Source organism: Pedobacter ghigonis (genome assembly GCF_903166585.1).
GTDB lineage: Bacteria > Bacteroidota > Bacteroidia > Sphingobacteriales > Sphingobacteriaceae > Pedobacter > Pedobacter ghigonis.
In genome coordinates this window covers 181,803-207,450 of the sequence record NZ_CAESCM010000003.1, presented here as the reverse complement: position 1 = coordinate 207,450, position 25,648 = coordinate 181,803, and the positions used below count along the sequence as shown (strand labels likewise).

The 25,648-nt window shown below is 42.4% G+C and carries 15 protein-coding genes; 14 read left to right on the top strand and 1 reads right to left on the bottom strand.

Translation table 11 applies throughout. The features are described 5' to 3' along the window. Window positions 1-34: 34 nt before the first annotated feature. A complete protein-coding gene (locus tag HWV58_RS06435) occupies window positions 35-808 on the bottom strand; it encodes an IclR family transcriptional regulator (RefSeq protein ID WP_175633303.1) in 774 nt (257 codons plus the stop codon). Window positions 809-1,082: 274 nt separating this feature from the next. Between HWV58_RS06435 and HWV58_RS06430 the strand changes: the two genes are divergently transcribed. The 14 genes from HWV58_RS06430 (at window position 1,083) to HWV58_RS06365 (ending at window position 25,439) form a co-directional block, all read left to right on the top strand. Further along, on the top strand, window positions 1,083-3,836 hold the full coding sequence (locus HWV58_RS06430) for a family 78 glycoside hydrolase catalytic domain (RefSeq protein ID WP_175633302.1): 2,754 nt from the start codon (window positions 1,083-1,085) through the stop codon (window positions 3,834-3,836). Window position 3,837: 1 nt separating this feature from the next. Beyond that, window positions 3,838-4,941: a glycoside hydrolase family protein gene (locus tag HWV58_RS06425; protein WP_175633301.1), complete on the top strand. Its 1,104-nt coding sequence runs from the start codon at window positions 3,838-3,840 to the stop codon at window positions 4,939-4,941. A gap of 7 nt (window positions 4,942-4,948) precedes the next feature. After that, entirely contained in the window at window positions 4,949-7,474 is a 2,526-nt protein-coding gene (locus HWV58_RS06420; RefSeq protein ID WP_175633300.1) for a sugar-binding domain-containing protein, read from the top strand. A gap of 295 nt (window positions 7,475-7,769) precedes the next feature. Next, entirely contained in the window at window positions 7,770-8,930 is a 1,161-nt protein-coding gene (locus HWV58_RS06415) for an ABC transporter substrate-binding protein (protein ID WP_175633299.1), read from the top strand. Further along, complete coding sequence (locus HWV58_RS06410; RefSeq protein WP_175633298.1) at window positions 8,927-10,078, top strand: CaiB/BaiF CoA transferase family protein; 1,152 nt, start codon at window positions 8,927-8,929, stop codon at window positions 10,076-10,078. Before HWV58_RS06415 ends, HWV58_RS06410 begins: the two co-directional genes overlap by 4 nt. A 423-nt stretch (window positions 10,079-10,501) precedes the next feature. Next, window positions 10,502-11,665, top strand: coding sequence for a CaiB/BaiF CoA transferase family protein (locus HWV58_RS06405; RefSeq protein WP_175633297.1), 1,164 nt, complete (start codon window positions 10,502-10,504; stop codon window positions 11,663-11,665). Continuing rightward, window positions 11,658-12,893: an extracellular solute-binding protein gene (locus HWV58_RS06400; protein ID WP_175633296.1), complete on the top strand. Its 1,236-nt coding sequence runs from the start codon at window positions 11,658-11,660 to the stop codon at window positions 12,891-12,893. Before HWV58_RS06405 ends, HWV58_RS06400 begins: the two co-directional genes overlap by 8 nt. Next, window positions 12,894-13,961 (top strand): Gfo/Idh/MocA family protein, encoded by a 1,068-nt coding sequence (locus HWV58_RS06395; RefSeq protein ID WP_175633295.1) that lies wholly within the window; start codon window positions 12,894-12,896, stop codon window positions 13,959-13,961. A 114-nt stretch (window positions 13,962-14,075) separates the two neighbouring features. Then, entirely contained in the window at window positions 14,076-14,519 is a 444-nt protein-coding gene (locus HWV58_RS06390) for a MaoC/PaaZ C-terminal domain-containing protein (RefSeq protein WP_175633294.1), read from the top strand. Window positions 14,520-14,641: 122 nt separating this feature from the next. Further along, the gene (gene fucP, locus HWV58_RS06385) at window positions 14,642-15,937 is read left to right on the top strand and encodes an L-fucose:H+ symporter permease (protein WP_175633293.1); all 1,296 of its coding nucleotides are present in this window, start codon (window positions 14,642-14,644) and stop codon (window positions 15,935-15,937) included. 15 nt (window positions 15,938-15,952) lie between these two features. Then, window positions 15,953-19,354 carry a glycosyl hydrolase gene (locus HWV58_RS06380; protein WP_175633292.1) on the top strand — a complete coding sequence of 1,134 codons (3,402 nt, stop codon included), beginning with the start codon at window positions 15,953-15,955 and terminating at the stop codon, window positions 19,352-19,354. Continuing rightward, window positions 19,351-21,435 (top strand): aceric acid hydrolase, encoded by a 2,085-nt coding sequence (locus tag HWV58_RS06375; protein WP_175633291.1) that lies wholly within the window; start codon window positions 19,351-19,353, stop codon window positions 21,433-21,435. Before HWV58_RS06380 ends, HWV58_RS06375 begins: the two co-directional genes overlap by 4 nt. Window positions 21,436-21,582: 147 nt before the next feature. Then, on the top strand, window positions 21,583-23,001 hold the full coding sequence (locus HWV58_RS06370) for a sialate O-acetylesterase (protein ID WP_175633290.1): 1,419 nt from the start codon (window positions 21,583-21,585) through the stop codon (window positions 22,999-23,001). A 137-nt stretch (window positions 23,002-23,138) separates the two neighbouring features. Then, complete coding sequence (locus HWV58_RS06365) at window positions 23,139-25,439, top strand: DUF5703 domain-containing protein (RefSeq protein WP_175633289.1); 2,301 nt, start codon at window positions 23,139-23,141, stop codon at window positions 25,437-25,439. The last annotated feature ends 209 nt before the right edge of the window (window positions 25,440-25,648 follow it).

Below are 25,648 nucleotides of genomic sequence, written 5' to 3'. Positions count from 1 at the left end.
TGAGTTTGCATTGGGTTAAACCCAATGCAAACGCCTAAACTCCAATTCTTTGTTCTATTTTTTTAACGCATTTATTGGCTTCGGCCAAAATTACATCGCTTTCGATCGCCTGATCGGCATTAAGAGCATTCAGCATCGAAATGGTTAAACAGGCAATAATCCCTTTATTATTGGCAATACCAATGGGCACAGAAATATCAGTTACGCCCGAAACAGCATCACTGTTTTTGAAATAAGAGCCTGTTTGTTGAATATCAGCTAAAGAACTTAAGAAATCTTCCTGCTGTGGCTTGGCATATTTTTTAAAAATGGCATTGTTTTTCAGTACGGTATTCCTTTCTGCTTCAGGCATATAAGCGAGTAACACTTTACCCGATGCAGTTAATGGCAAAGGAAACAAATTCCCTTCTTCGATGGAAAGTGCAATTGGCCCCGGGCTTTTGGCGTGGATAATTACCATTACCTGGTTCATGTACAGAATACTCAGGTGACACGATTGCCGTATCGAATTGGCCAGTTCTTCCAAAGGAAACTGCGCTGCTTTCCTCAGCTCATCAATAGGCGAGTGGCGGTGCGACAGGTAAAAAAGTTTAAGCGATAACCGGTATTTCCCCGAAACCTCATCGCGCAGAATATAACCGCGGCTTTCCAAACTCATTAACATCCGGTAAATCTCATTGGGTGTTTTTTCTATACCAATGGCTATTTCGGTTTGTGATAGTGGGATGGATTGAGACGACAGGTACTCTAAAATATCAAGTCCTTTATCTAAAGCTGGCGCCTGATACTTCGATTCATTTTCTTTCATACAGGTTTAATTTGGTTGTATCGTATTTTTTACAGTTTCAAACATACAAAATGCTTTCATATTTCTCGTTCAGAACGAAATTATATAATTATTACAACAATATATGTTTTCATATTTAAAAAAAAGATTTATATTTGAATTACATGTAAAATTTAAAGTTAAGCAAATTCTACAGCTTATTTAATACAGGCCGAGAATTTATTTCTAACTAAATTGAACACGATAACCAACTATAAACCTAAATCAAAGCATCGAGAGCAATACCATACGGCTAATGAACAAACTTGTAATCTTTTCTTTTCTTTACCTGTTCACTTTTTCGCTGTTTGCCCAGGAGATTAAGGTGTCGCGCTTAAGCTGCGAATACCGCTCAAATCCGCTTGGAATTGACGTAACTCAGCCACATTTAAGCTGGCAGTTGGTATCTACGCGGCATAATGTGCTGCAAAAGGGATATCAGATTTTAGTGGCCACAAGTCTGAGCACTTTAAAGCAAAACAAAGGCGATGTTTGGGATTCTAAAAAAACCATTACCAATCAATCTATCCAGATAAAATATAAAGGTCAAAAATTATTACCGGCAACAAAATACTACTGGAAAATTAAAGTATGGGATAATTGGGGGAATGAATCTGCCTGGAGCGAACCGGCTTTTTTCGGAATGGGCTTGTTAAATATTGCTGACTGGAAAGGTGCCCAATGGATTGCTTACGAAAAACTGGCCGATTCTAACGTTAATGCGTTACCTACAGATGGTAAAAAGGATAAGTTTAATGGCAATAATATTCTGCCTATGTTTCGCAAAGATTTTACCCTTAGCAAAACCATTAAAAGGGCTACTGCCTTTGTTTCAGGCTTAGGTCATTTCGAAATGACTTTGAACGGCAAAAAGGTAGGAGATGATTTTTTAGCTCCCGGCTGGACAAAATACGACCGCGAAGCTTTATATGTAACCTATGATATTACCAGACATCTTAAAAAAGGTTCAAACGCAGTTGGGGTAATGTTAGGCAATGGTTTTTATTACATTCCACCGGTAAAAGAAAGGTACCGGAAACTAAAAGTTGCCTACGGCTTCCCAAAAATGATTTGTCGTTTGTTTATTGAGTATAGCGATGGAACTTCAGGAAATGTAATCAGCAACCAAAGCTGGAAAACGGCACCTTCGCCAGTTACTTTTTCGAGCATTTACGGAGGCGAAGATTACAATGCCACTTTAGCGCAAAAGGACTGGAACCTGCCGGTTTTTAACGATAGCCAATGGAAAAACGCCTTGTTGGTTAACGGACCAAAGCTAAATGCACAAAAAGAAGAACCTTTAAAAATTTTCGATCATTTTCAGGCACAGCAGATTACCCAAACTGCTAATGGCGAATGGGTTTATGATCTTGGACAAAATGCTTCGGGCATTATTGAACTTAAAGTAAGTGGCAAAAAAGGCGATACCATCCGCATTACACCTGCAGAACTTTTAAAAGAAGATGGCACCGCTACCCAGAAAAACATGGGCGGCCCATCATATTTCACCTACATTTTAAAAGGTAGCGGAGTAGAAACCTGGCGACCCAGATTTTTTTATAGCGGTTTCAGGTACCTGCAGGTTAAAGGGGGCGTACCGGTGGGAAAAGAAAATCCATCCCGGAAAGCTGTGATTCAGTATTTAAAAGGCCTGCATATACGCAATGCTGCCGAAACAGTTGGTAAATTTTCATCTTCCAGCGAATTATTCAACAAAACCTTTCAACTGATTAACTGGGGAATAAAAAGCAACATGGTAAGCATATTTACCGATTGTCCGCACCGCGAAAAACTGGGTTGGCTGGAACAGCTGCATTTAATGGGCAGCTCGGTAAATTACAATTATGCCGCGGCACCTTTGTTTGAAAAAGCAGCAGTGGATATGCAAAACTCACAGCTGGCCAATGGTCTGGTTCCCGAAATCGCACCCGAATATGTTAAATTCGAATGGGGTGGCGATATGTTCCGCGATTCGCCTGAGTGGGGAAGCAGCAGTATTCTGGTACCCTGGGATTTGTACAAATGGTACGGCGATAAACAAACTTTGGTTGATCATTACCCAACCATGCAGCGTTACATTCAATACTTAGGTACAAAAGCCGATAAACACATCCTCTCGCAAGGTTTGGGCGATTGGTATGACCTCGGACCAAAACCTCCGGGCGTTTCGCAGCTCACCCCAATGGGGATTACCGCTACTGCCATTTACCATTACGATTTAAAAGTACTCGAAAAAATAGCAACCTTATTGGGCAAAAAAGCTGATGCACTGACTTATGCCAATCGTGCGGTATTGGTACGTGAAGCATTTAACAACAAATTCTTTAATGCGCAAACCAAACAATATGGCTCTGGCAGTCAAACGGCAAATGCCATGGCCGTTTATATGGGGCTGGTTGAAGAAAAAGACAAGCAGGCAGTAATCGATAACCTCATCAAAGACATCAAAAACAACAACAATGGTTTAACCGCAGGCGATATTGGTTACCGCTATGTGTTGCGGGTTTTAGAAGATGCCGGCCGCTCGGATGTGATTTTCGATATGAATAGCCGTAGTGATGTTCCGGGGTATGGTATGCAATTGGCCAAAGGTGCTACTGCCTTAACCGAAAGCTGGGCAGCATTACCCAGTGTTTCAAATAATCATTTTATGCTGGGGCATTTAATGGAATGGTTTTACAGCGGGGTTGGTGGCATTCGCCAGGTTGAAAATTCGGTAGCCTTTAACCAGATTAAAATTTACCCCGAAGTGGTGGGCGATTTAACTTCGGCCCATACGGCCTACCAATCTGTTTATGGCAACATTTCAACCGACTGGGAAAAAACGGCTGATGGTTTTGAGATAGCGATAAACATTCCGGTGAATACCACTGCTGTGGTTTATATTCCGGTTTCGCCTCAGCAAAGTCTTTCAGAAGCCAATAATTCGGCCTTCCAAAACATGGGTACAGCTAATGGCAGAATGAAAGTGGCTATCGGTTCAGGTTATTATAAATTTAAGGTGAAATAACATGAGAACGATCTGGATATACCTAATTGGCATTTTAACGACGGCTAATGCATTGGCTCAGGATACTAAAAATCCAGTATCTGCTGCCGAGATGGAAAAGATTTACCAGGAAGTTAAAACCCCTTTCAAATACGGACTGGTAATGGTTCCGAATGACAAAGACCATAAAATGGATTGTCCAACCATATTTAGAAAAGGTAAATACTGGTACATGACTTACCTGATTTTTAGCGGCAGAGGTTACGAAACCTGGATGGCAAAAAGCAGCGATTTACTGCATTGGGAAAACCAGGGTAAGTTAATGTCGTTTGCCGATTCGGGTAAATGGGACGATAACCAAAAAGCCGGTTACAATGCTCTTTTAGATATCAGATGGGGTGGAAGTTACCAGGCCAAAAGCTTTAATGGCAAATACTGGATGTCGTACTTCGGTGGTAAAGAACGGGGATACGAGGTAGAGCCTCTATCAATCGGTATGGCATACACCGATAAACATCCTTCAGTTGTGCAAGAGTGGCAACGATTGGATAAACCTGTATTAAGCTCGCTCGACAGCGATGTACGCTGGTGGGAAAACCGTCATAAACTTTTTAAAAGTACGGTGATTGCCGATCAGAAAAAGTTAACCGGCCATCCTTTTGTAATGTACTACAATGCTGTTGGCGATTCGCTGGCGAATAACAAAAAAACACGCTGGTACGAACGTATTGGTATGGCAGTATCTGATGACATGGTGCATTGGCAACGCTTTATGAAAAATCCGGTGGTTCACCATCCGGTTGGGATAACCGGCGATGCCGTGATCCAACAAATAGGCGATAATTACGTGATGTTTTACTTCGGTGCTTTCTGGCAGGACAGAAAAGGTTCTTTCAACCGCTTCGCGGCATCTAAAGACCTGATAAACTGGACCGACTGGACAGGCAACAACCTGATCGAATCGTCAGAAAAGTACGATGAGCTGTATGCACACAAATCATTTGTAATCAAATATAAGGATGTGGTGTACCACTTTTATTGCGCGGTGAATAAACAAGACCAGCGTGGCATTGCCGTAGCCACTTCGAAAGATTTAGGAAAAAGTAAAGTGAATTTTGTTCAATAATTAAGAAATGAGAATACCGGGCAGTTATAAGGTTTTGATTATTTTCCTATCGGGATTATTAGGTGCGCAATATTGCGGGGCAAATGCCTTATTCGTCATTTCGACTGAAGTAAAGCGGAATGGAATTCCTGCTTGTTGGTGTCTCCCCAGCCAGTATAGCCAATCTTCGGTCGGTGAGACACCAACCGACAGGATTACGGAAACCAGAAGTAGAATCAGTTTTAACAAAGACTGGAAATTTTACCTAGGCGATGAACCAAAGGCAAAATCGGTTACTTATAACGATTTGAAATGGAGAAAATTAACACTGCCTCACGATTGGAGCATTGAAGGCAAGTTCGACGAGAAAAACCCTGCAAAACCAGAGGGTGGAGGCTTACCAACCGGTATTGGCTGGTATAGAAAAGAATTTACTGCGCCGGCCAACTTCAAAAACAAATTGATCAGTATTGAATTTGATGGCGTTTACAAAAACAGCGAAGTTTGGGTAAACGGCCACTATCTGGGCAAGCGTCCTTATGGTTACAGCTCGTTTTCTTACGAGATCAGTAAGTTTTTAAAACCCGGCAAGAACATCCTGGCCGTAAAGGTCGACAATTCTGCACAACCCGATTCGCGCTGGTATTCAGGATCGGGCATTTACAGAAATGTGTGGCTAATCTCAACAGCAAAGGTAGCTGTTGCAAAATGGGGAACATTTGTAACTACCGATGCTACAGGCAAGGTGAGTATAAAAACCCAAATTGCGAACAAAACCCTCAAACTGCAGGCAGTAGCTTTAGTGCACACCATATACGACGCCAATGGCAAATTGATTTCAAAAACACAGCCTCAAAATATCAAAATTGATACGGCAGGGTTAATCGTCAACAGCGAAAGCCTGCTTAAAAACCCGGTGCTTTGGTCGTTGGCTAAGCCTTTTCAGTATAAACTGGTTACTCAAATTCTTCATAACAACAAGCCCATCGATACTTACGAAACTAAATTCGGATTCCGAACTTTCCATTTCGATGCCGAAAAGGGCTTTTCGTTAAACGGAATACCTACCAAAATATTGGGTGTTTGCCTGCATCACGATTTAGGTGCTTTAGGTGCTGCTGTTAATGTACGCGCCATGGAACGTCAGCTCGAAATCATGAAAGCGATGGGCGTAAACGCTATCCGTACGGCACACAATCCGCCTGCACCCGAATTTTTAGACTTATGTGATAAAATGGGTTTTCTGGTTATGGATGAAGCTTTTGACATGTGGGCAAAGAAGAAAAACAAAAACGATTATCACCTCAATTTCGCCGAATGGCACAAGCGCGATCTGGAAGATATGATCCTCCGCGATCGTAATCATCCGTCTATTATCCTTTGGAGCATTGGTAACGAGATCCGCGAGCAGTTCGATAGTACTGGTGTAGCCATCACAAAAGAACTGGTTTCAATCGTTAAAAACCTCGATCAAAGCCGTCCTGTAATTTCGGCCCTGACCGAAACCGACGCGAAGAAAAACTTTATTTACCAAGCCAATGCTTTGGATATTTATGGCTTAAATTATAACCATAAACTGTATAAAGACTGGCCTAAAAATTATCCGGGTGTTAAATTTCTGGCTACCGAAACCACTTCAGCATTAGAAACCAGAGGTTTTTACGATACTGCCGATACCATTCGCCGCTGGCCGAGAGACGGAAAAACAAAATTCACAGAAGGGAATGCAGCATGGTCGGCATCTGCCTACGACAATGTTTCGGCCTATTGGGGCTCTACACACGAAGAAACCTGGAAAGCAGCAAAGAAATATGACCATGTTTCGGGACTGTTCGTTTGGACAGGTTTTGATTACCTGGGCGAGCCGCTACCTTATCCATGGCCGGCACGTAGCTCATATTTTGGTATTGTAGATTTAGCAGGTTTCCCGAAAGATTCCTACTACATGTACCAAAGCGAATGGACTGATAAGCCCGTGCTACACATCTTGCCACACTGGAACTGGGAGCCAGGTAAACTGGTTGAGGTTTGGGCTTATTACAACCAGGCCGATGAGGTAGAACTCTATTTGAATGGAAAATCATTAGGCAAAAAATCAAAACAGAACGATGATCTGCACGTGCAATGGAATGTAAAATTCGAAGCGGGTACACTCAAAGCGGTATCGCGCAAAAACGGAAAAAAGGTTCTGGTTCGTGAAATAAAAACTGCTGGCGATCCTGCTAAAATTGAATTGATAGCAGATCGGAAACAGATCAAAGCCGATGGTAAGGATTTGTCTTTTATTACCGTACGTATTTTAGACGCAGCCGGAAATGTAGTGCCGAATGCCGATAACCTTGTTGATTTTAAAGTAGCAGGTGCAGGTTTTATTGCGGGGGTAGACAATGGTTTTCAGGCTAGTTTGGAGCCTTTTAAAGCCAGTTACCGCAAAGCTTTTCATGGTTTATGTCTGGCTATTTTACAGGCTACAGAAAAAGCCGGAACAATTCAATTAACGGCAACATCGGCAGGTTTGTCCTCATCATCAATAGTAATTAATACGGGTAAATGATGAGATAAATGCAGTTCATAGCAGGAAAGTTACCGAAGGGAATTAGGCCTAAATACATGGTCGGTGGGGACACCAACCATTAGAGAAAAAGTCGTCATCTCGACTGTAGCGCAGCGAAATGGAGAGATCTATAATCAGATTTCTCGACTCCGTTGCACTTTGCTCGAAATGACGGAACAAAAAAATTAATCCTATCGGTTGGTGTTTCACCGACCGAAACTGGAAATATAAACGATGATTCGTGTCGACACGAACCATGACGAATAAGAATAAAAACATTAAATAATAAGATTAAGTGGAGAAGACGATTAATTTAAAAGGAATAACCTGGAACCACAGTCGTGGGTTATTGCCTATGGTGGCAACCGCACAGCGTTTTTCAGAATTGCACCCTAATGTGAACATCACCTGGGAAAAGCGGAGTTTGCAGCAATTTGCCGATTTCTCTATCCAGGAACTGGCCGAACATTTCGATCTGCTGGTAATCGATCACCCCTGGGCTGGCTTTGCGGCCAAAACCAAATCAATTGTTCCTTTAGATTTTTACCTTAGCGAGGCCTATTTAAAAGATCAGGAAAACAATTCGTTGGGGCAATCATACGAAAGTTATACCTACGATGGTCATTTGTGGGCTTTACCCATTGATGCTGCTACGCCTGTTGCCGCCAGCCGGCCAGATTTATTAATAGAAAGAGGCTTCTCTTTACCAAAATCGTTCGAAGATTTACTCGCTTTGGCCGACGCCGGTCTGGTCGCTTTTGCAGGCATCCCGATCGATGTTTTAATGAATTTTTACACCCTTTGCTGCTCTCTGGGCGAAGATCCCTGCCAAAGCGATGATCAGGTAGTATCGATCGAAACCGGTGTAAGAGCATTGCAAATGTATCGCCAACTGGCATCAAAAATAGATCCGGCCAACTTTAGCAGGAATCCGATTCAGGTTTATGAAGCCATGACTTTATCCGACGAAATTGCCTATTGTCCTTTTGCCTACGGATATTCCAATTATTCGAGAAATGGTTATGCGCGCAAAGTGCTGCATTTCCATGATATGATCTCGCTGGATGGAAAAACCAATTTGAGGAGCACACTGGGCGGCACCGGATTGGCTATCTCTGCCAAATGTGCCAATCCCGAAATGGCGGCCAAATATGCTGAGTTTGTTGGTTCACCAGCTTGTCAGTCAACACTATATTTCGAAAGTGGAGGTCAGCCAGGTCATTTGGCAGCCTGGAAAAATGAAGAAGTAAACCGGCAAAGCCAGAATTACTTTTCAAATACCTTACCTGCCTTGCAGCGTGCATTTCTCCGTCCGCGCTATCATGGTTCGATGTATTTTCAGGATCATGCCGGCGATGTAGTGCGCGATTATTTGATGGGCAAAGGTGATGAAATAACAGTTTTAACTGTTTTGAACGAATTATATCAAAAATCTAAAAGCTTAGCAGTATCATGAACAGGCCGTTAGAAGGACTTTTGGTTTTAGAGTTCTGTCAGTTTTTGGCAGGACCATCGGCTGGCTTAAAACTGGCCGACTTGGGCGCGCGCGTAATTAAAATCGAGCGACCTCAAACCGGCGATGCCTGCCGCGCTTTATCGATCAAAAATCTGTTTGTTGATGAAGACAGTTTGCTTTTTCATACCATTAACCGCAATAAGGAAAGTTATACCGCAGATTTAAAAAATCCGCAAGATTTAGAAAAGCTTAAAAAATTGATTGCCAAAGCGGATGTGATGACGCATAATTTCAGGCCCGGAGTAATGGAGAAAATTGGCCTGGATTATGTCCGGGTACAACAAATTAATCCGAAAATTATTTACGGCATGGTTACCGGCTATGGCAATGAGGGACCGTGGAAAAACAAACCCGGCCAGGATTTATTGGTACAATCGGTTTCTGGTTTAACCTTTTTATCGGGGGTAGATACTGATGGCCCCGTTCCATTTGGTTTATCTGTTTCGGATATTATGTGCGGTAATCACCTGGTACAGGGAATCATGGCAGCTTTAATTAAAAGAGCCAAAACCAATAAAAGTGTACTGGTTGAAGTGAGCCTGCTCGAATCGATTTTAGATGTGCAGTTTGAGGTAATTACCACTTATTTGAATGATGGGGGAAAATTACCAGATAGAAGCGGTGCTAAAGGAAGTGCGCACGCTTATTTAAGTGCGCCTTATGGCATGTACGAAACCAAAGACGGTTATATTGCCATGGCCATGGGAAACCTGCCAAATATTTGCGCCATTATCAATTGCGACATTACAGATTTATACGTTGAAGCAGGTTCAGCTTTCGAAAACCGCGATAAATTAATTGTACGGTTGGCCGAAACCTTTAAACAGGAAAATACCGGCAACTGGGTTAACCTGTTAGAAAGTAATGGTATCTGGTGTGCCGAGGTGCTCAATTACCAAACAGCCACTGCTTTAAGTACCTATAAAAACCTGAACATTGAGCAACAGATTGATTTGGACGGAGTAAAAAGTATCAAAACCACGGTAAGCCCGATCCGGTTGAACCAAAGAAAGTTATTTGCCAAAAAAGCGGCACCCAAACTAGGTTTTGATACGGAAAGTATTAACAGGGAGTTTGAAATAAAATAGACAATCCGTCACCCTGAATTTATTTCAGGGTCTGTTTACAGTAGAAGAGATGCTGAAACAAATCCGATAGCTATCGGATCAGCATGACGATCATGTTTACTTTAAACATATCCCACCATTATGGTTGGGATGACGAATAACTTAGAGTGTTTCGTGGTAACACGAACCACAAAGCAACCGATAGATAGTCGTCATTTCGACTGGAGCGCAGCGAAATGGAGAAATCTTTTAAAACAGATCCCTCCGCTACGGTCGGGATGACGAATAACTTAGAGTGTTTCGTGGTGACACGAACCACAAAGCAACCGATAGATAGTCGTCATTTCGACTGGAGCGCAGCGAAATGGAGAAATCTTTTAAAACAGATCCCTCCGCTACGGTCGGGACGACGGGAGAAGAATACAGAATATAAAAAATAAAATTATGCGACCGCTTGAAGATTATTTAGTTATCGATTTCAGTCAGTTCCTTTCGGGGCCTTCTGCGAGTTTGCGTTTGGCTGATATGGGTGCCCGTGTAATCAAAATTGAGCGTTTAGGGGTAGGCGATATTTGTCGTACCCTTTACACTTCAAATCTGATTATGAATGGCGAATCGTCGGTTTTTCATGCCATTAACCGGAATAAGGAAAGTTTTGAAGTTGATTTAAAAAGCGAAGCAGATTGCGAAATGGTACGCGAGCTGCTTAAAAAAGCAGATGTGATGATCCACAACTTCCGGCCGGGCGTAATGGAACGTTTAGGTTTCGATTACCCATCCGTTAGTGCTTTAAATCCGGCCATTGTTTACGGCGAAATTTCGGGCTATGGAACTGATGGCGAATGGAAAAATAAACCCGGACAGGATTTGTTATTGCAATCTGTTACCGGATTAACCTCCCTTACCGGCAATGCAGATAGTGGTCCGGTTGCCATGGGCTTATCCATAGTAGATATGCTGGCAGGTGCACATCTCGCCCAGGGAATATTAGCCTGTTTATACCGCAAGGCCATCAAAAACGAAGGTGGTTTTGTGCAGGTTAGCATGATGGAATCGGCCTACGATTTTCAGTTTGAAACCATTACAACCTTTATGAACGATGGTGGTGCTTTGCCCGAAAGATCGAAGCAGAACAATGCAAATGCCTATTTGGGTGCCCCTTATGGCATTTACCAAACCGAAAATGGCTACCTGGCGCTGGCCATGGGTTCTATTCCTCAGTTGGGTAATTTGCTGGGCTGCGAAAAGCTCGAAGATTATGTTGAAGTGAGCGAAGCTTTCGATAAACGCGATGAAATTAAAGCCATATTAGCCAGTCATTTGCTTAGCCAAACCACCGAAAAATGGCTTTCAAAATTAGAACCAGCCGATATCTGGTGTTCGGATGTACTAAACTGGAACGCTTTAATGCAACATGATGGTTTCAAAGTATTAAATATGATACAGGAAGTTCAAATGTTGGATGGCTATAAATATGAAACCACCAGATGCCCAATCCGTATTGATGGAGAATTATTAACTTCACCAAAAGGTTCGCCAAAACTGGGTCAGGACAACGAGGAAATCATCAAAGAATTTATTACACACAGTACCATTGCCAATGCCTAACCAAGCCGATACCTTCAGAATTGCCGTACGTAAATTTGGTCCCTTCGAATCTGCTATGCAGAAATTCTGGGACAGCTACTGTGCAGTTTCCGGTTGCACACTTCAACTGGAATTGGTGATTATGGATTTACACGAACTTTACGAGAGCACCATTACACGTAAAGGTTTGGCAAATGGTTTATTCGATATTGCCCACATCAATACCGATTGGGTGTATGAAGGTTACCTGAGTCAGGCATTTGAGATATTAAACCCTTACATCAACACCAATAAACCGGTAGGCTTTCCTAAGGGTTGGAGCAAATCTTTATTGAGCTTGCAGCGTTTTGGTTGGGAAGTAGTAGGATTGCCCTTTCACGATGGTCCGGAGTGTTTCATTTACCGCAAAGATTTGTTTGAAAACGAATCCGAGCAGGCCAATTATCTAAAACAATATGGAAAGGTGCTCGAAGTACCCCAAACCTGGGAAGATTTTCATCAGGTAGCTCAATTTTTCAACCGCCCGGCCGATAAGCTGTACGGGAGCATCTTTGCCTGTTATCCCGACGGTCACAATACGGTTTTCGATTTTTGCCTCCAACTGTGGACCAGGGGAGGCAGCCTGGTAGATAAAGCTGGAAATATCAGCATTAATTGCCAGCCCGCTGTTGATGGCCTTGATTTTTACCGGAAAATAGTGAACGATAAAACCGCTGTTCATCCTCAATCAAAAGATTTTGAATCGGTGGCTGCCGGAGTGGCTTTTGCCAATGGCGAAGCCGCCATGATGATTAACTGGTTTGGCTTTGCCGGAATGTGCGAAGTAGATGCAAATTCGAAGGTAAAAGGGAAAGTTGGGGTAGATTTACTGCCTGCAGCTGCCGGTAAGGCATCCGCATCCTTAAATGTGTATTGGCTTTACACCATTGCCAAAGGCAGTAAAAACAAGGATGTAGCTTACGATTTTCTGAAATTTGCCACTAATACAAAGCAAGATAAACTGCTGACGCTGGAAGGGGGCATCGGCTGCCGCTTGTCGACCTGGAAAGATCCCGAAGTGAATGAAATTATTCCTTATTACCACAAATTAGAACAGTTGCATGAGGTGGCCAACATGCTGCCGCAGCATAAAAACTGGACACAAATAGCCAAAATTATTGATGAAATGGTTTTGAAAGCGATGCACAGCCCGGAAGAATCTTCAAGTTTAATTGAAGCAGCTCAAAACCAGATTAACAAATTGAATTAAATGAGTATCGATATCCAATATAAACCAACTTTACCCGAAACCAAACAGCCGATTATCATTATTGGTGCTGGTGGAATTGTGGCTGATGCCCATCTGCCTGCATATAAAATCGCTGGTTTCGAAGTTTATGGCATTGTAAACCGTACCAAATTAAGGGCACAGAAACTGGCCGATGCTTTCGGTATTCCGCATGTTTTTGATACCCTTGCCGAGGCAGTTGCCGCAGCACCAAAAAATACGGTATTCGATGTTACCATCATGCCCGAGCAGTATATAGAAACGTTAAAGCAACTGCCCGATGGTGCAGCGGTTTTAATACAGAAACCAATGGGCGATGATTTTAACCAGGCCAAAGAAATTTTAGCTTTATGCCGGGCAAAAAACCTTAAGGCGGCCATTAACTTTCAGTTGCGATTTGCACCTTTTGTAAGTGCTGCAAAACACCTGATTGATAAAGGATTGATTGGTGAGCTTTACGACATGGAAGTGCGTGTTACCGTTAAAACCCCCTGGGAAATTTTCCCGCATGTAATTATTCACCCGCGTTTGGAAATTCAGTACCACAGTATCCATTATGTTGATTTAATCCGTTCATTTTTAGGCAATCCTAAAAGTGTGCTGGCTAAAACCTTAAAACACCCGGCTAAAAGTTTGTCTTCTTCGCGTTCTACTATTTTATTCGATTATGGCGATACCATGCACGCGGTAATTAACACCAACCACGATCATGATTTTGGTCCAAATCACCAGGAAAGCTACATCAAATGGGAGGGAACCAAAGGAGCCATTGTAGCTAAAATCGGCTTATTGATGGATTATCCGCATGGTGTGCCTGATGTTTTTGAATATTGCCTGGTAGAAGCAGGTAAAACACCACTATGGCAAACCGTAAAACTGGAGGGTTCCTGGTTTCCGGAAGCCTTTATCGGTACCATGGCCAATTTAATGCGCTACAATGAAGGCTCAACCGATGTTCTACATACAAGTGTTGAAGATGTTATCGATACCATGGCAGTTGTAGAGAGTGCCTATCAATCGAGCGATACGGGTGGGGTGAAGGTTAAATAATCGTCATTGCGAGGAGGCACGACGAAGCAATCTATTTAAGAAAATAACAGCCGTCCTCGTTTGCAACGAGGATGAAAGAGAAAAGCGATTGTATCGCTTAAAAAAACGAAAGCTATGTATTTCAAATCAACATTTTTTGAAGATTACCAATTACAGGACAAACGTGTAACCTTAGGCCGCACCATAACCGAAACAGATTTTGTTGTTCACGCGGGGCATACCGGCGATTTTTTTCCGCACCACATGGATGCCGAGTGGTGTGCTACCCAACCGTTTAAACAGCGTATTGCACACGGCACCATGATTTTCAGCATCGGTATCGGTCTTACCGCTTCAGAGATCAACCCCGAAGCCATGTCGAAGGGTTACGATAAGCTTCGCTTTATAAAACCTGTTTTCATTGGCGATACCATCCACTCAACAGTAACCATTTCTGAAAAAGGAGATAGCAAAAGACCTGAATATGGCACCGTAACCGAGCACGTAGAAATCATTAACCAGCACGGAGACGTAGTACTGGTTTGCGACCATTTGCTTGTAGTTAAAAAAGTTCATTAGTTCAGTAATCATTCGTTCGTTAGTCTGGATGCTTATATCTAAGCGCCATACCACCACCAATGAACAAATGACACTAATATCAAATGAACTATTGAACGAATGAACCAATAAAACCAAATATAATGAACCACAACACACCAACTGAAATTGTAACTGAGCACGATCCATCATCGGGGAAGAAGTACATATTGCCGTTTATACTCGTAGTTAGCCTTTTTTTCCTTTGGGGAATGGCACATAACCTCGATTCTATCCTCATTCCACACCTTAAAAAGGCCTGTAATTTAAATAACCGGCAATCCACCTTAATTGATACTTCGGTTTTCTTTGCCTATTTCTTAATGGCCATTCCAGCAGGTATTGTTTTGAAGAAATGGGGCTACAAGGCGACTATGATTTCAGGTTTACTGGCTTTCGCATTTGGGGCATTTTTGTTTGTTCCGGCGGCGAATAACCTTTCGTACATTACCTTTCTCATTGCACTTTTTATTATTGGTTGTGGTTTAACCCTGCTCGAAACCTCGGCAAATCCTTATGCTGCCGTGTTGGGCGATCCGGCAAAAGCCACCAGCAGGTTAAACTTAGCCGCATCTTTTAACGGTTTAGCGGCCATGGTAGCACCAATGATTGGTGGTTTGTTTATCCTTTCCGGAAAATCGCATACCAAAGATCAACTTGCAGCAATGACTGAAACCAGCCGCAACAGTTACTTTCTGGAAGAAGCTGCTTCAGTTAAAACACCATACATCTCTCTGGGAATTATTTTACTGGTTATTGCAGTTATATTTTATTTCATCCACCTTCCCGAAATCAAAACCAAAAGCATTGATGGTGAAGCCAAAGGCAGTTTTTTTGGAGCATTACGCCACAAACACCTCAAGTGGGCAGTTGTAGCACAGTTCTTTTATGTGGGCGCACAGGTTTGCGTTACCAGTTTTTTCATCAGAATGGCGCAACAAGGTGGTGGTTTCGACGAGAAAACAGCTGCCTCTTACTTAGCCATATACGGACTCTTATTTACTGTGGGGCGCTTTGCAGGTACTGCCATACTTCAATTTGTATCTTCAAGTAAACTTCTGGCCATTTATGCCGTTATTTCGATACTCTTGTGCCTGGTAGCTATTTTAGGACAGGGTTCTTACGTCGTTTATGCTTTAGGCGGACTCGGATTCTTCATGTCGATTATGTTCCCAACTATTTTTGCACTGGGTATCGACGGCATTGGCGATGATACCAAACCGGGTTCATCGTGGCTCATTATGTCGATTGTTGGTGGGGCAATTTTGCCTTTTGGTATGGGAAGCCTGATTGATATGTATGGCGATAACATTCAGATTGGCTATTGCATACCGCTAATTTGCTTTATAGTGGTGCTTTACTTCGGTTTAAGCGGCTATAAAATTGCACACAAATCATAATTGCCTCTGCGAAAAATGAAACTTAGTTGGTTTAAGATACTGTCCGTTGTTTTATTGTTAAGCATAAGCTTTTCAAGGCAAACCTATGCTCAAAACGAAAATGCAAAGCCCTGGGTATTTTGGTACTGGATTAAGGCTGGCGTTTCAAAAGCAGGTATAACTGCCGATTTGGAAGCGATGAAAGCCAATGGCATTGGCGGAGCATATTTAATGAGCATCCAGGGCGCAGATAAAACACCGCTTTACAATCCACCCAGTGTGCAGCTTACGCCTGAATGGTGGCAAATGGTCGAGTTTGCCATGAGTGAAGCCAAACGTTTAAACCTTAAACTGGGTATGCATGTAAGCGATGGTTTCGCCCTGGCTGGTGGCCCCTGGATTAAACCTGAGCAATCTATGCAAAAAGTAATTTGGTCAAAAATAAACATCAGTAATACAATCACTAAAATACATTTACCTCAACCCGAAAGTAAGGAAGATTATTACCGCGATATAGCGGTGTATGCTTATCCTTCACCTATTGGCGAAGGCATCTCTACACGCACGGTAATCCCTAAAATTACGGCTAGTAATGGTGCTGATGCAAGCGGATTGATAACGCCTGGCAATAAGAAAAACTTTGGTTCCAGCGAACCATGCTATATCCAGTACGAGTTTGAAAAACCTTTCACTTGCCGAACGGTAACCATCAGGGTGAGCGGCAATAATTATCAGGCCCAGCGCCTGGCCATCGAGGTGAGTAACGACGGAAAAACCTATCGTTCCATTGGCAGGTTAGAGGCTCCGCGGCACGGCTGGCAGGATACCGATGAAGATGTTACACATTCAATTGTGCCCACCACAGCTAAGTTTTTCAGGTTTATTTACGATAAAACAGGTTCCGAACCAGGAGCAGAAGATTTAGATGCAGCCAAGTGGAAGCCTTCTTTAAAGCTGGTGAATCTCGAACTTTCTGCCGAAGCGCAGATTAATCAGTTTGAAGGGAAAAATGGCTCGGTTTGGCGGTTGAGCAAAAGAAGCACTCAGGAACAAATTGCCAAAAATCTTTGCGTTCCGTTAAAAGGCATTATTAACCTTACCAGCAAATTAAATCCTGACGGTACTTTAAACTGGAAAGCGCCAAAAGGAAACTGGACCATTCTAAGAATAGGACATACATCTACTGGCCATACCAATGCTACCGCAGGTGGTGGAATGGGCTTAGAGTGCGATAAATTTAATCCCGCAGCCGTTAAACTTCAATTCGATAACTGGTACGGAGAAGCTTTAAAACACGGTGGACCCGAAATTGCTAAAAAGGTATTGAGTGTTTTCCATGTTGACAGTTGGGAGTGTGGCAGCCAGAACTGGTCGCCTTTGTTTAAAGCTGAATTTTTAAAACGCAGAGGTTACGATTTAACACCTTATCTGCCCATCATGACGGGTTTACCGGTAGAAAGTACAAAAGTATCTGAAGATTTTTTATACGATGTAAGAAAAACCATTGCCGAACTGGTTGTTGATCAGTTTTATAAAACATTGGCCAAGCTCGCAAAAGAAAAAGGTGTAACCTTTACAGCCGAGAGTGTGGCACCTACCATGGTAAGCGATGGCCTGTTACACTATAAAACCGTAGATGTACCCATGGGCGAATTTTGGCTGAACAGCCCTACGCACGATAAACCAAATGATATGCTCGATGCCATTTCTGGTGCACGTATTTATGGTAAAAATATTATTCAGGCCGAAGCATTTACCACCGTACGGATGGACTGGAACGAAAGTCCAGGAAACATGAAAACGCTGCAGGACCGTAATTATGCCCTGGGAATTAACAAACTAAGCTACCACGTTTTTGCGCACAACCCCTGGGTGGATAGAAAGCCGGGGATGACCTTAGATGGGGTAGGTCTTTACTTTCAGCGCGACCAAACCTGGTGGAAACTCGGAAAAGCCTGGATAGATTATGCTACACGCACACAAAATCTGTTGCAGAAAGGCAAACCAGTGATTGATATTGCTGTTTTCACAGGCGAAGAATTACCCCGCCGTTCGGTTTTGCCCGATAGGTTGGTAGAAACCTTACCGGGAATTTTTGGAGCTGATGTTGTCGAATCGGAAAGAAAGCGTTTGGCAAATATTGGAGAACCATTAAGGCAAATCCCTGCTGGCGTAACCCATTCGGCCAACATGGCCGATCCGGAAAACTGGGTAAACCCTTTACGTGGCTATGCTTACGATAGTTTTAACCCCGATGTATTGGGTACTGCTACCGTTAAAAATGGTGATGTTGTTTTTGCAAGTGGTGCTACTTATAAAATTTTGGTATTCCCGGGGGCTATGAAAATGAACCCCAATTACCAGTACGTAAGTTATGCAACAGTTAAAAAACTTTTGGAGTTGATAAAAGCAGGAGCTAAGGTAATTATTGGAGATAAGCCACTTTATCAAACGGGACTAATGCATGCGAACAAAGCTGAATTTGATTCGATAGTTAATCAAATATGGGATAAAAAGATCGCAACTAATTTTATAAAGAAGATTGGATTGGGTAACGTAATTAAAGCTCCATACTATAGCGAAAATTTTGACAAGCTAAATATTACAAAAGATTTTAAGGCAAGTGATATAAATCTTGACATACTAGACTCACCTCCAATACATTCTAGGAAAATAGCCTTTTCTCACAGACAATACAACAGTAAGGAAATTTACTTCATATCTAATCAGGATAACAAAGAAAGGGTTTTATATTTTTCATTCCGTGTAATGAATAGATTCCCACAAGTTTATGATGCTGTTAGCGATAAGTTAATGGACATTAATGACTGGACTAACGAGAGGGGGCGAACAAGCTTTACTTATAAAATGCTTCCTAACCAAAGTTTATTTTTTCTATTTGAGAAAGAAACTGAAAAAACGCAAACGAATAATGGAGTCAACTGGTCAACCTTCAAAACCACTCAGGATCTTGCTAAAGATTGGCAAGTACAATTCGATCCTGCCTACGGTGGCCCATCCAAACCTGTTTTGTTTACTACACTGAGTGATTGGACCAAAAATCCTGATTCATTAATCCGCTATTATTCCGGAACTGCAGTTTACACCAAAAATTTCACTTATAAGGGCGATACGCAAAAGGCCTGGATAGATTTAGGTGCTTTTTCGAGCATGGCAGAGGTTAAAATCAATGGCATTACTTGCGGCACTTTATGGACCCCGCCTTATCGCCTGGATATCAGCAAAGCCATTAAAAAAGGGGAGAACCAAATCAGCATTGAGGTAGTAAACACCTGGGCTAACCGTTTAATCGGCGATAGTAAATTACCTGAAGATAAAAGAATTACCAAAACAACGGCACCATTTCGTTTGGAAGGAAAGCCATTAAATCCGGCTGGCTTATTGGGACCGGTTACCATTCAAATTGAAGAAAAATGATAAAAAAAGAATTGCATAACTGCTCGTTTTTAAATGATATACTGAACCGTTGCTGGTCATTCATTTCTTTATCAGCTTTAGTCTTTATTTTTTTGGCTTTAGCCTCCGTGGCAAAAGCACAGGATAAATCGCTGGTAAATACTTCAAACAGCCCTTATGCCAAACTGCACAGCATTAACCTGAGCGATGTAACCTGGACAAAAGGTTTCTGGGCCGACCGCTTTAAAGTTGCTACCGAAACCATGGTACCCAACATGTGGGCCATTTATAACGACCCTAAAATCAGTCATGCCTTTAAAAACTTCGAAATTGCGGCAGGCTTAGATACCGGATCACATGCAGGTCCATCTTTCCATGATGGTGATTATTACAAAACATTAGAAGCAGTAGCGGTGCTTTACGCTTCGACCAAAAACCCCAAGCTGAACGATATGATGGATAAAGCGATTGCGGTAATCGGTAAATCGCAACGTGCAGATGGCTACATTTACACCAAAGCCATGATCGAGCAGCGAAAAACCGGCGCCAACAACCAGTTTCAGGATCGTTTGAGTTTCGAATCTTACAATATTGGCCACTTAATGACCGCCGGCTGCATTCATTACCGCGCTACAGGTAAAACCACCTTGCTCAATATCGCCAAAAAGGCTACCGATTATTTGTATAATTTCTACAAATCAGCTTCGCCTACTTTGGCCCGGAATGCAATTTGTCCATCACACTATATGGGCGTGGTAGAAATGTACCGTACAACAAAAGATCCGCGTTATCTCGAACTGGCTAAACATTTAATTGCCATTAAAGGAAAAATAGACGACGGAACGGATGATAACCAGGACCGTATTCCGTTTTTACAGCAAACCAAAGCCATGGGGCACGCAGTAAGGGCCAATTACCTGTATGCTGGCGTTGCCGACTTATATGCCGAAACTGGTAAGGATTCGCTTTTGAAAACGCTTAATTTAATGTGGGATGACATAAACCAGCATAAAATGTACATTACCGGTGGTTGTGGTTCGCTTTACGATGGCACGTCGCCTGATGGAACCTCATACAACCCGGCTGAAGTGCAGAAAATACACCAGGCTTTCGGACGCGATTACCAGCTGCCCAACTTTACGGCACACAACGAAACCTGCGCCAACATTGGTAATGTACTCTGGAATTGGCGCATGCTACAGATTAGCGGCGATGCAAAATATGCCGATGTGATGGAACTCGCACTTCACAACAGCGTTTTATCAGGCATTAGTCTAGATGGTAAGAATTTCTTGTATACCAATCCGCTTGCCCAATCAAATGATTTGCCCTTTAAACAACGCTGGTCGAAAGATCGTGTACCTTATATCGCTTTATCTAACTGTTGTCCACCAAATGTAGTGCGTACCATTGCCGAAGTGAGCGATTATGCCTACAGCGTTTCAGATAAAGGCTTGTGGTTCAATTTATATGGTGGTAACAACTTAAGTACTACACTGGCTGACGGCAGCAAGGTTTCCTTAACCCAAGAAACCGATTATCCATGGGATGGTAAGATCAAAATTACGATGAAAGAAAGTGCGGGCAAAGCCTATTCGATCTTTTTAAGAATCCCCGCCTGGACACACGATGCAAAGATCAGCATTAACGGTAAAGCTGAACAGATACAAGCAGTTCCGGGTACATACGCGGAGATTAACCGGGTTTGGAAAAAAGGCGATAGGATTGATTTAAATTTACCTATGGAGGCTGTATTAATTGAAGCCAATCCTTTAGTAGAGGAGAACCGGAATCAGGTAGCCGTAAAGCGTGGCCCTGTGGTATATTGTTTAGAATCGACCGATTTACCGGGCAAAAGTATTTTCAATGCTTTTGTACCTGCCTCAACCAAATTTGAAGCCCAAACCATGGATATTGATGGAGCGAGGGTGATGGCATTAACGGGCACTGCTAAAATTGTAGCGCCTAACAGCTGGAAAAATGTACTTTACAAACCCATTGATGATAAAAATACAGCAACAACATTAAAACTGGTACCATACTTTGCCTGGGGCAACCGGGGCCATTCAGAAATGTCGGTTTGGTTGCCGCTGAGTAGATAAAATTACTCTGATCGTCATCTCGACTGAAGCAAAGCGGAATGGAGAGATCTATAATAGATTTTGCTTCGCAGAGCCTTCGGGTTCTCGACTACGTTGCACTTCGCTCGAAATGACGACCACGGTAATCGCTAAAAAAATAACACAACAATGAAATTAAAACTGATACTATTCCTAAGCCTTTGCAGCAGCATTGCCTTCGCCACAGTTAAGCCTGCATCCATTTTTACCGATCACATGGTGCTCCAGCAGCAAAGCAATGTAGCCATCTGGGGCTGGGCAAAACCCGCAAGCAAAGTTAAAATTGTGACTTCCTGGAACAAATCAAGCTATATCGTAAGTTCAGATCAGGCTGGAAAATGGAAAGTTAAAGTGGCTACGCCTTCAGCCGGCGGACCATACGAAATTGAACTAAATGATGGCGAAAAACTCGCCCTGAAAGACATCCTGATCGGCGAAGTTTGGTTTTGTGGTGGCCAGTCTAACATGGAAATGCCCATGAAAGGTTTTAAAAGCCAACCCATAATCGGTTCAAACGAAGTGATTTTAAAGTCTTCAAATCCAAATATTAGGTTGTACACTGTTCCGCGTTCATCTATCACCGAGCGGCAGGATAACAGCAAGCCTTCGCAATGGAAACTATCAGAGCCAGAAGCGGTTTCGAATTTCAGTGCTACCGCTTATTATTTCGGTTCGCTATTGAGCGAAATGCTACATGTACCCATTGGTTTAATCAACGATAGTTACGGCGGTTCTACTATCGAGGCCTGGATGTCGCCAGATGATTTAAAGCCCTTTACAGAAGTTAAAATCCCTGCAAAAGTCGATTCCATTAAAGAAGTAAGCAGAACGCCAACTACCTTATACAACGGCATGCTTTATCCGGTTATTGGTTATGGCATTAAGGGTGCCATCTGGTATCAGGGCGAATCAAATTACGAGCGGCCACAGCGTTACGAAGATTTATTCCCGGCCATGGTTTCGAGCTGGCGACAACACTGGGATAACGGCGAATTTCCTTTTTACTACGCACAAATTGCCCCTTACAATTATTCACTAATAGCTAAACCAGGCACCAATTATAATTCGGCTTATTTAAGAGATGCCCAGCGCAAATCGCTCAGCAAAATACCCAATAGCGGAATGGCGGTTTTAATGGATATTGGCGAAGAAAAATCTATTCACCCTGCCCATAAAAAACAAGGAGGCGAAAGGCTTGCTTATTTAGCGCTGGCTCAAACTTATGGTATTAAAGGCTTTGGTGCTTTTAGTCCTACGTATGAATCGGTAAGTATTGAAAAAAACACTGCCACCATTAAATTTCAAAATGTGTCTAACGGATTAACTTCTTTTGGTAAAACATTATCTTTATTTGAGATTGCGGGCGCAGACCAGAAATTTTATCCAGCCAAAGCAGCGATAAAAGGCAGCAGTGTAATCGTTTCGGCCGAAGAGGTAAAAATACCTGTAGCGGTACGTTATGCCTTTAAAGATTTTGTAAACGGCGATTTATTTGGGAATGATGGCCTGCCGGTTTCCTCTTTCCGTACCGATAATTGGGAGCAATAACCATGATTTTAACCACAAAGACACAAAAGCTGAGCAGTATATTATTAATGGACTTAAATGTGCTTAGGAACCTGATATGGTCAATATTTTTAAACCATTCCTCAGGTGTTCTTAGATCTCTCAGGTGGTCGAAAATAATGCACCTTGAAACTAAAAAACTTGCCTTGGTGCTCTTCGTGCCTTTCTGTTTCGCTTCACCAGCTGCATTTTCACAAGGAAAAGATTTAGCTAACGTAGTTTGGACTAGCCAAAGTATCAATTCAGCCGAATCTATGCCGGTTGGCGGTGGCGATATCGGTTTAAACCTCTGGGTAGAAAAAGGCGAAGTTTACCTTTACCTTTCCCGCAGCGGAACCTTCGATGAAAACAATACCCTGTTAAAACTTGGCCGAATCAAGCTCCAGTTCAGCCCGAATCCATTTGCTGGACAAACTTTTAAACAAGAACTGGTTTTGAAAGGTGGTTATGCGCAAATCTCAGGTGCAAACGGAAAAACAAAAGCCGAAATCAAAGTATGGGTAGATGTTTTTAAACCCGTTATCCATTTAAACATCCAATCGGGCGAAAAAATAACAACAACTGCTAACTACGAAAGCTGGCGTTTTGAAGATCGCATTACAAAAGGCAAGGAAAACAATCAGAATTCGTACAAATGGGCACCGCAAGGCATAGTAAAAACCCTTAAAGATGAAATTGCCTTTAAGCAAAACCGTGTACAGTTTTACCACCAAAACAAAGCAGAAACGGTATTCGATGTAACTGTAAAGCAGCAAGGGCTGGAAGATAGAAAAACTGAACTGTTTAATCCCATAAAAAACCTTGTTTTTGGCGGTTCTATGCAGGGAGATAATATGGTAGTTGCTGGAAATTACAATGGAACTTATTTGGGTACCCCCTTTAAGGCCTGGAGCCTGAAAAGTAAAAAACCAACTACAGCCGAACACCTCACCATTACACTACATACCAGTAAAACTGCGGCTATTGATATCTGGGAAAAGGAACTAAACAGTCTTAATCAAAGCGTCAAAAACGATCAGCAAGCCAGTATCAAATGGTGGAATAATTACTGGAACAAAAGTTTCATTTACATACAGGCTAAAGATGAAGCCGCTAACCAATCGGCTAAAAACTATCAGCTTTTCCGCTACATGCTGGGCTGTAATGCATTCGGTAAATATCCCACTAAATTCAATGGCGGATTATTCACTTTCGATCCGCAGCTTATCGATACGGCTTTAAAATATACTCCCGATTTCAGAAACTGGGGAGGAGGTACCCATACCGCACAAAATCAGCGTTTGGTTTACTGGCCTATGCTTAAAAGTGGCGATTTCGATATGATGACACCACAGTTCGATTTCTATCTCAATTTACTCAGGAATGCAGAAATCAGAACAGAAGCTGCATGGCGGCATAAAGGAGCAAGTTTTACCGAGCAATTGGAGAATTTCGGATTACCAAATCCTGCCGAATACGGCTGGAAACGTACAGCTGATTTTGATAAAGGTGTGGAATATAACGCCTGGCTCGAATATGAATGGGATACGGTTCTGGAGTTTTGTATGATGATCCTCGAAACTAATCGGTACGACAACCGGAATATAGATAAGTATCTGCCATTAATGGAAAGCTCGCTGACCTTTTTTAAAGATCACTATACTTATTTAGCCAAACAACGTGGTGCAAAGGCACTTGATGGTGACGGGCATTTGGTTTTGTATCCTGGTTCAGGTGCCGAAACCTATAAAATGGCATACAATTCAACTTCTACCATTGCAGCGCTGAAAACGGTGCTCCAGCGCCTGGTCGAATTGCCTGGCTTAACCGAAAATAAACGTAACGAATGGATAGCAATGCTTAAAACCATTCCTGATATCAATTTCAGATCTTTTCAGGGGCATACCACCATTGCTCCTGCAAAACTTTGGGAAAGGATTAATAATGTAGAAAGTCCGCAACTATATCCGGTTTATCCATGGGGTATTTATGGTATCGGGAAGGCCGGTTTAGATACCGCCATCAATACCTTTAAATATGATACCGATGTACTTAAATTTCGCAGTCATGTAGGATGGAAACAGGATAATATTTTTGCCGCCAGATTAGGTTTAACCGAAGACGCAGCCAAATTAACTACCTTAAAATTAAAAGATTCAGGACGAAGGTTTCCGGCCTTTTGGGGGCCAGGCTTTGACTGGACACCCGATCACAATTGGGGTGGCTCCGGAATGATTGGTTTACAGGAAATGCTTTTGCAGGCAGATGGAAAACAGATCTACCTTTTTCCAGCCTGGCCGAAGGATTGGGACGTACATTTTAAATTGCATGCGCCATACCAAACTACGGTAGAAGGAACTTTAAAAGATGGAAAATTGATTGATTTGAAGGTATTACCCGAATCGAGGAAGAAGGATATTATTATTATGAATAACCAATAGTATCGTCATCCTGAACTTGTTTCAGGATCTCTTATTTCACAATGAGACCCTGAAATGAATCCGATAGCGATCAGGGACTATAGAAAATTAATTAAGTTATAGATTTAAAGTTAAGGATAAACAACAGACTAAAGAATAAACGCAGATACTCAATGTAAAGACATAATCCGTGTTTATCTGTGAAATCTGTGGCAAAAAAAGAAAAAAAT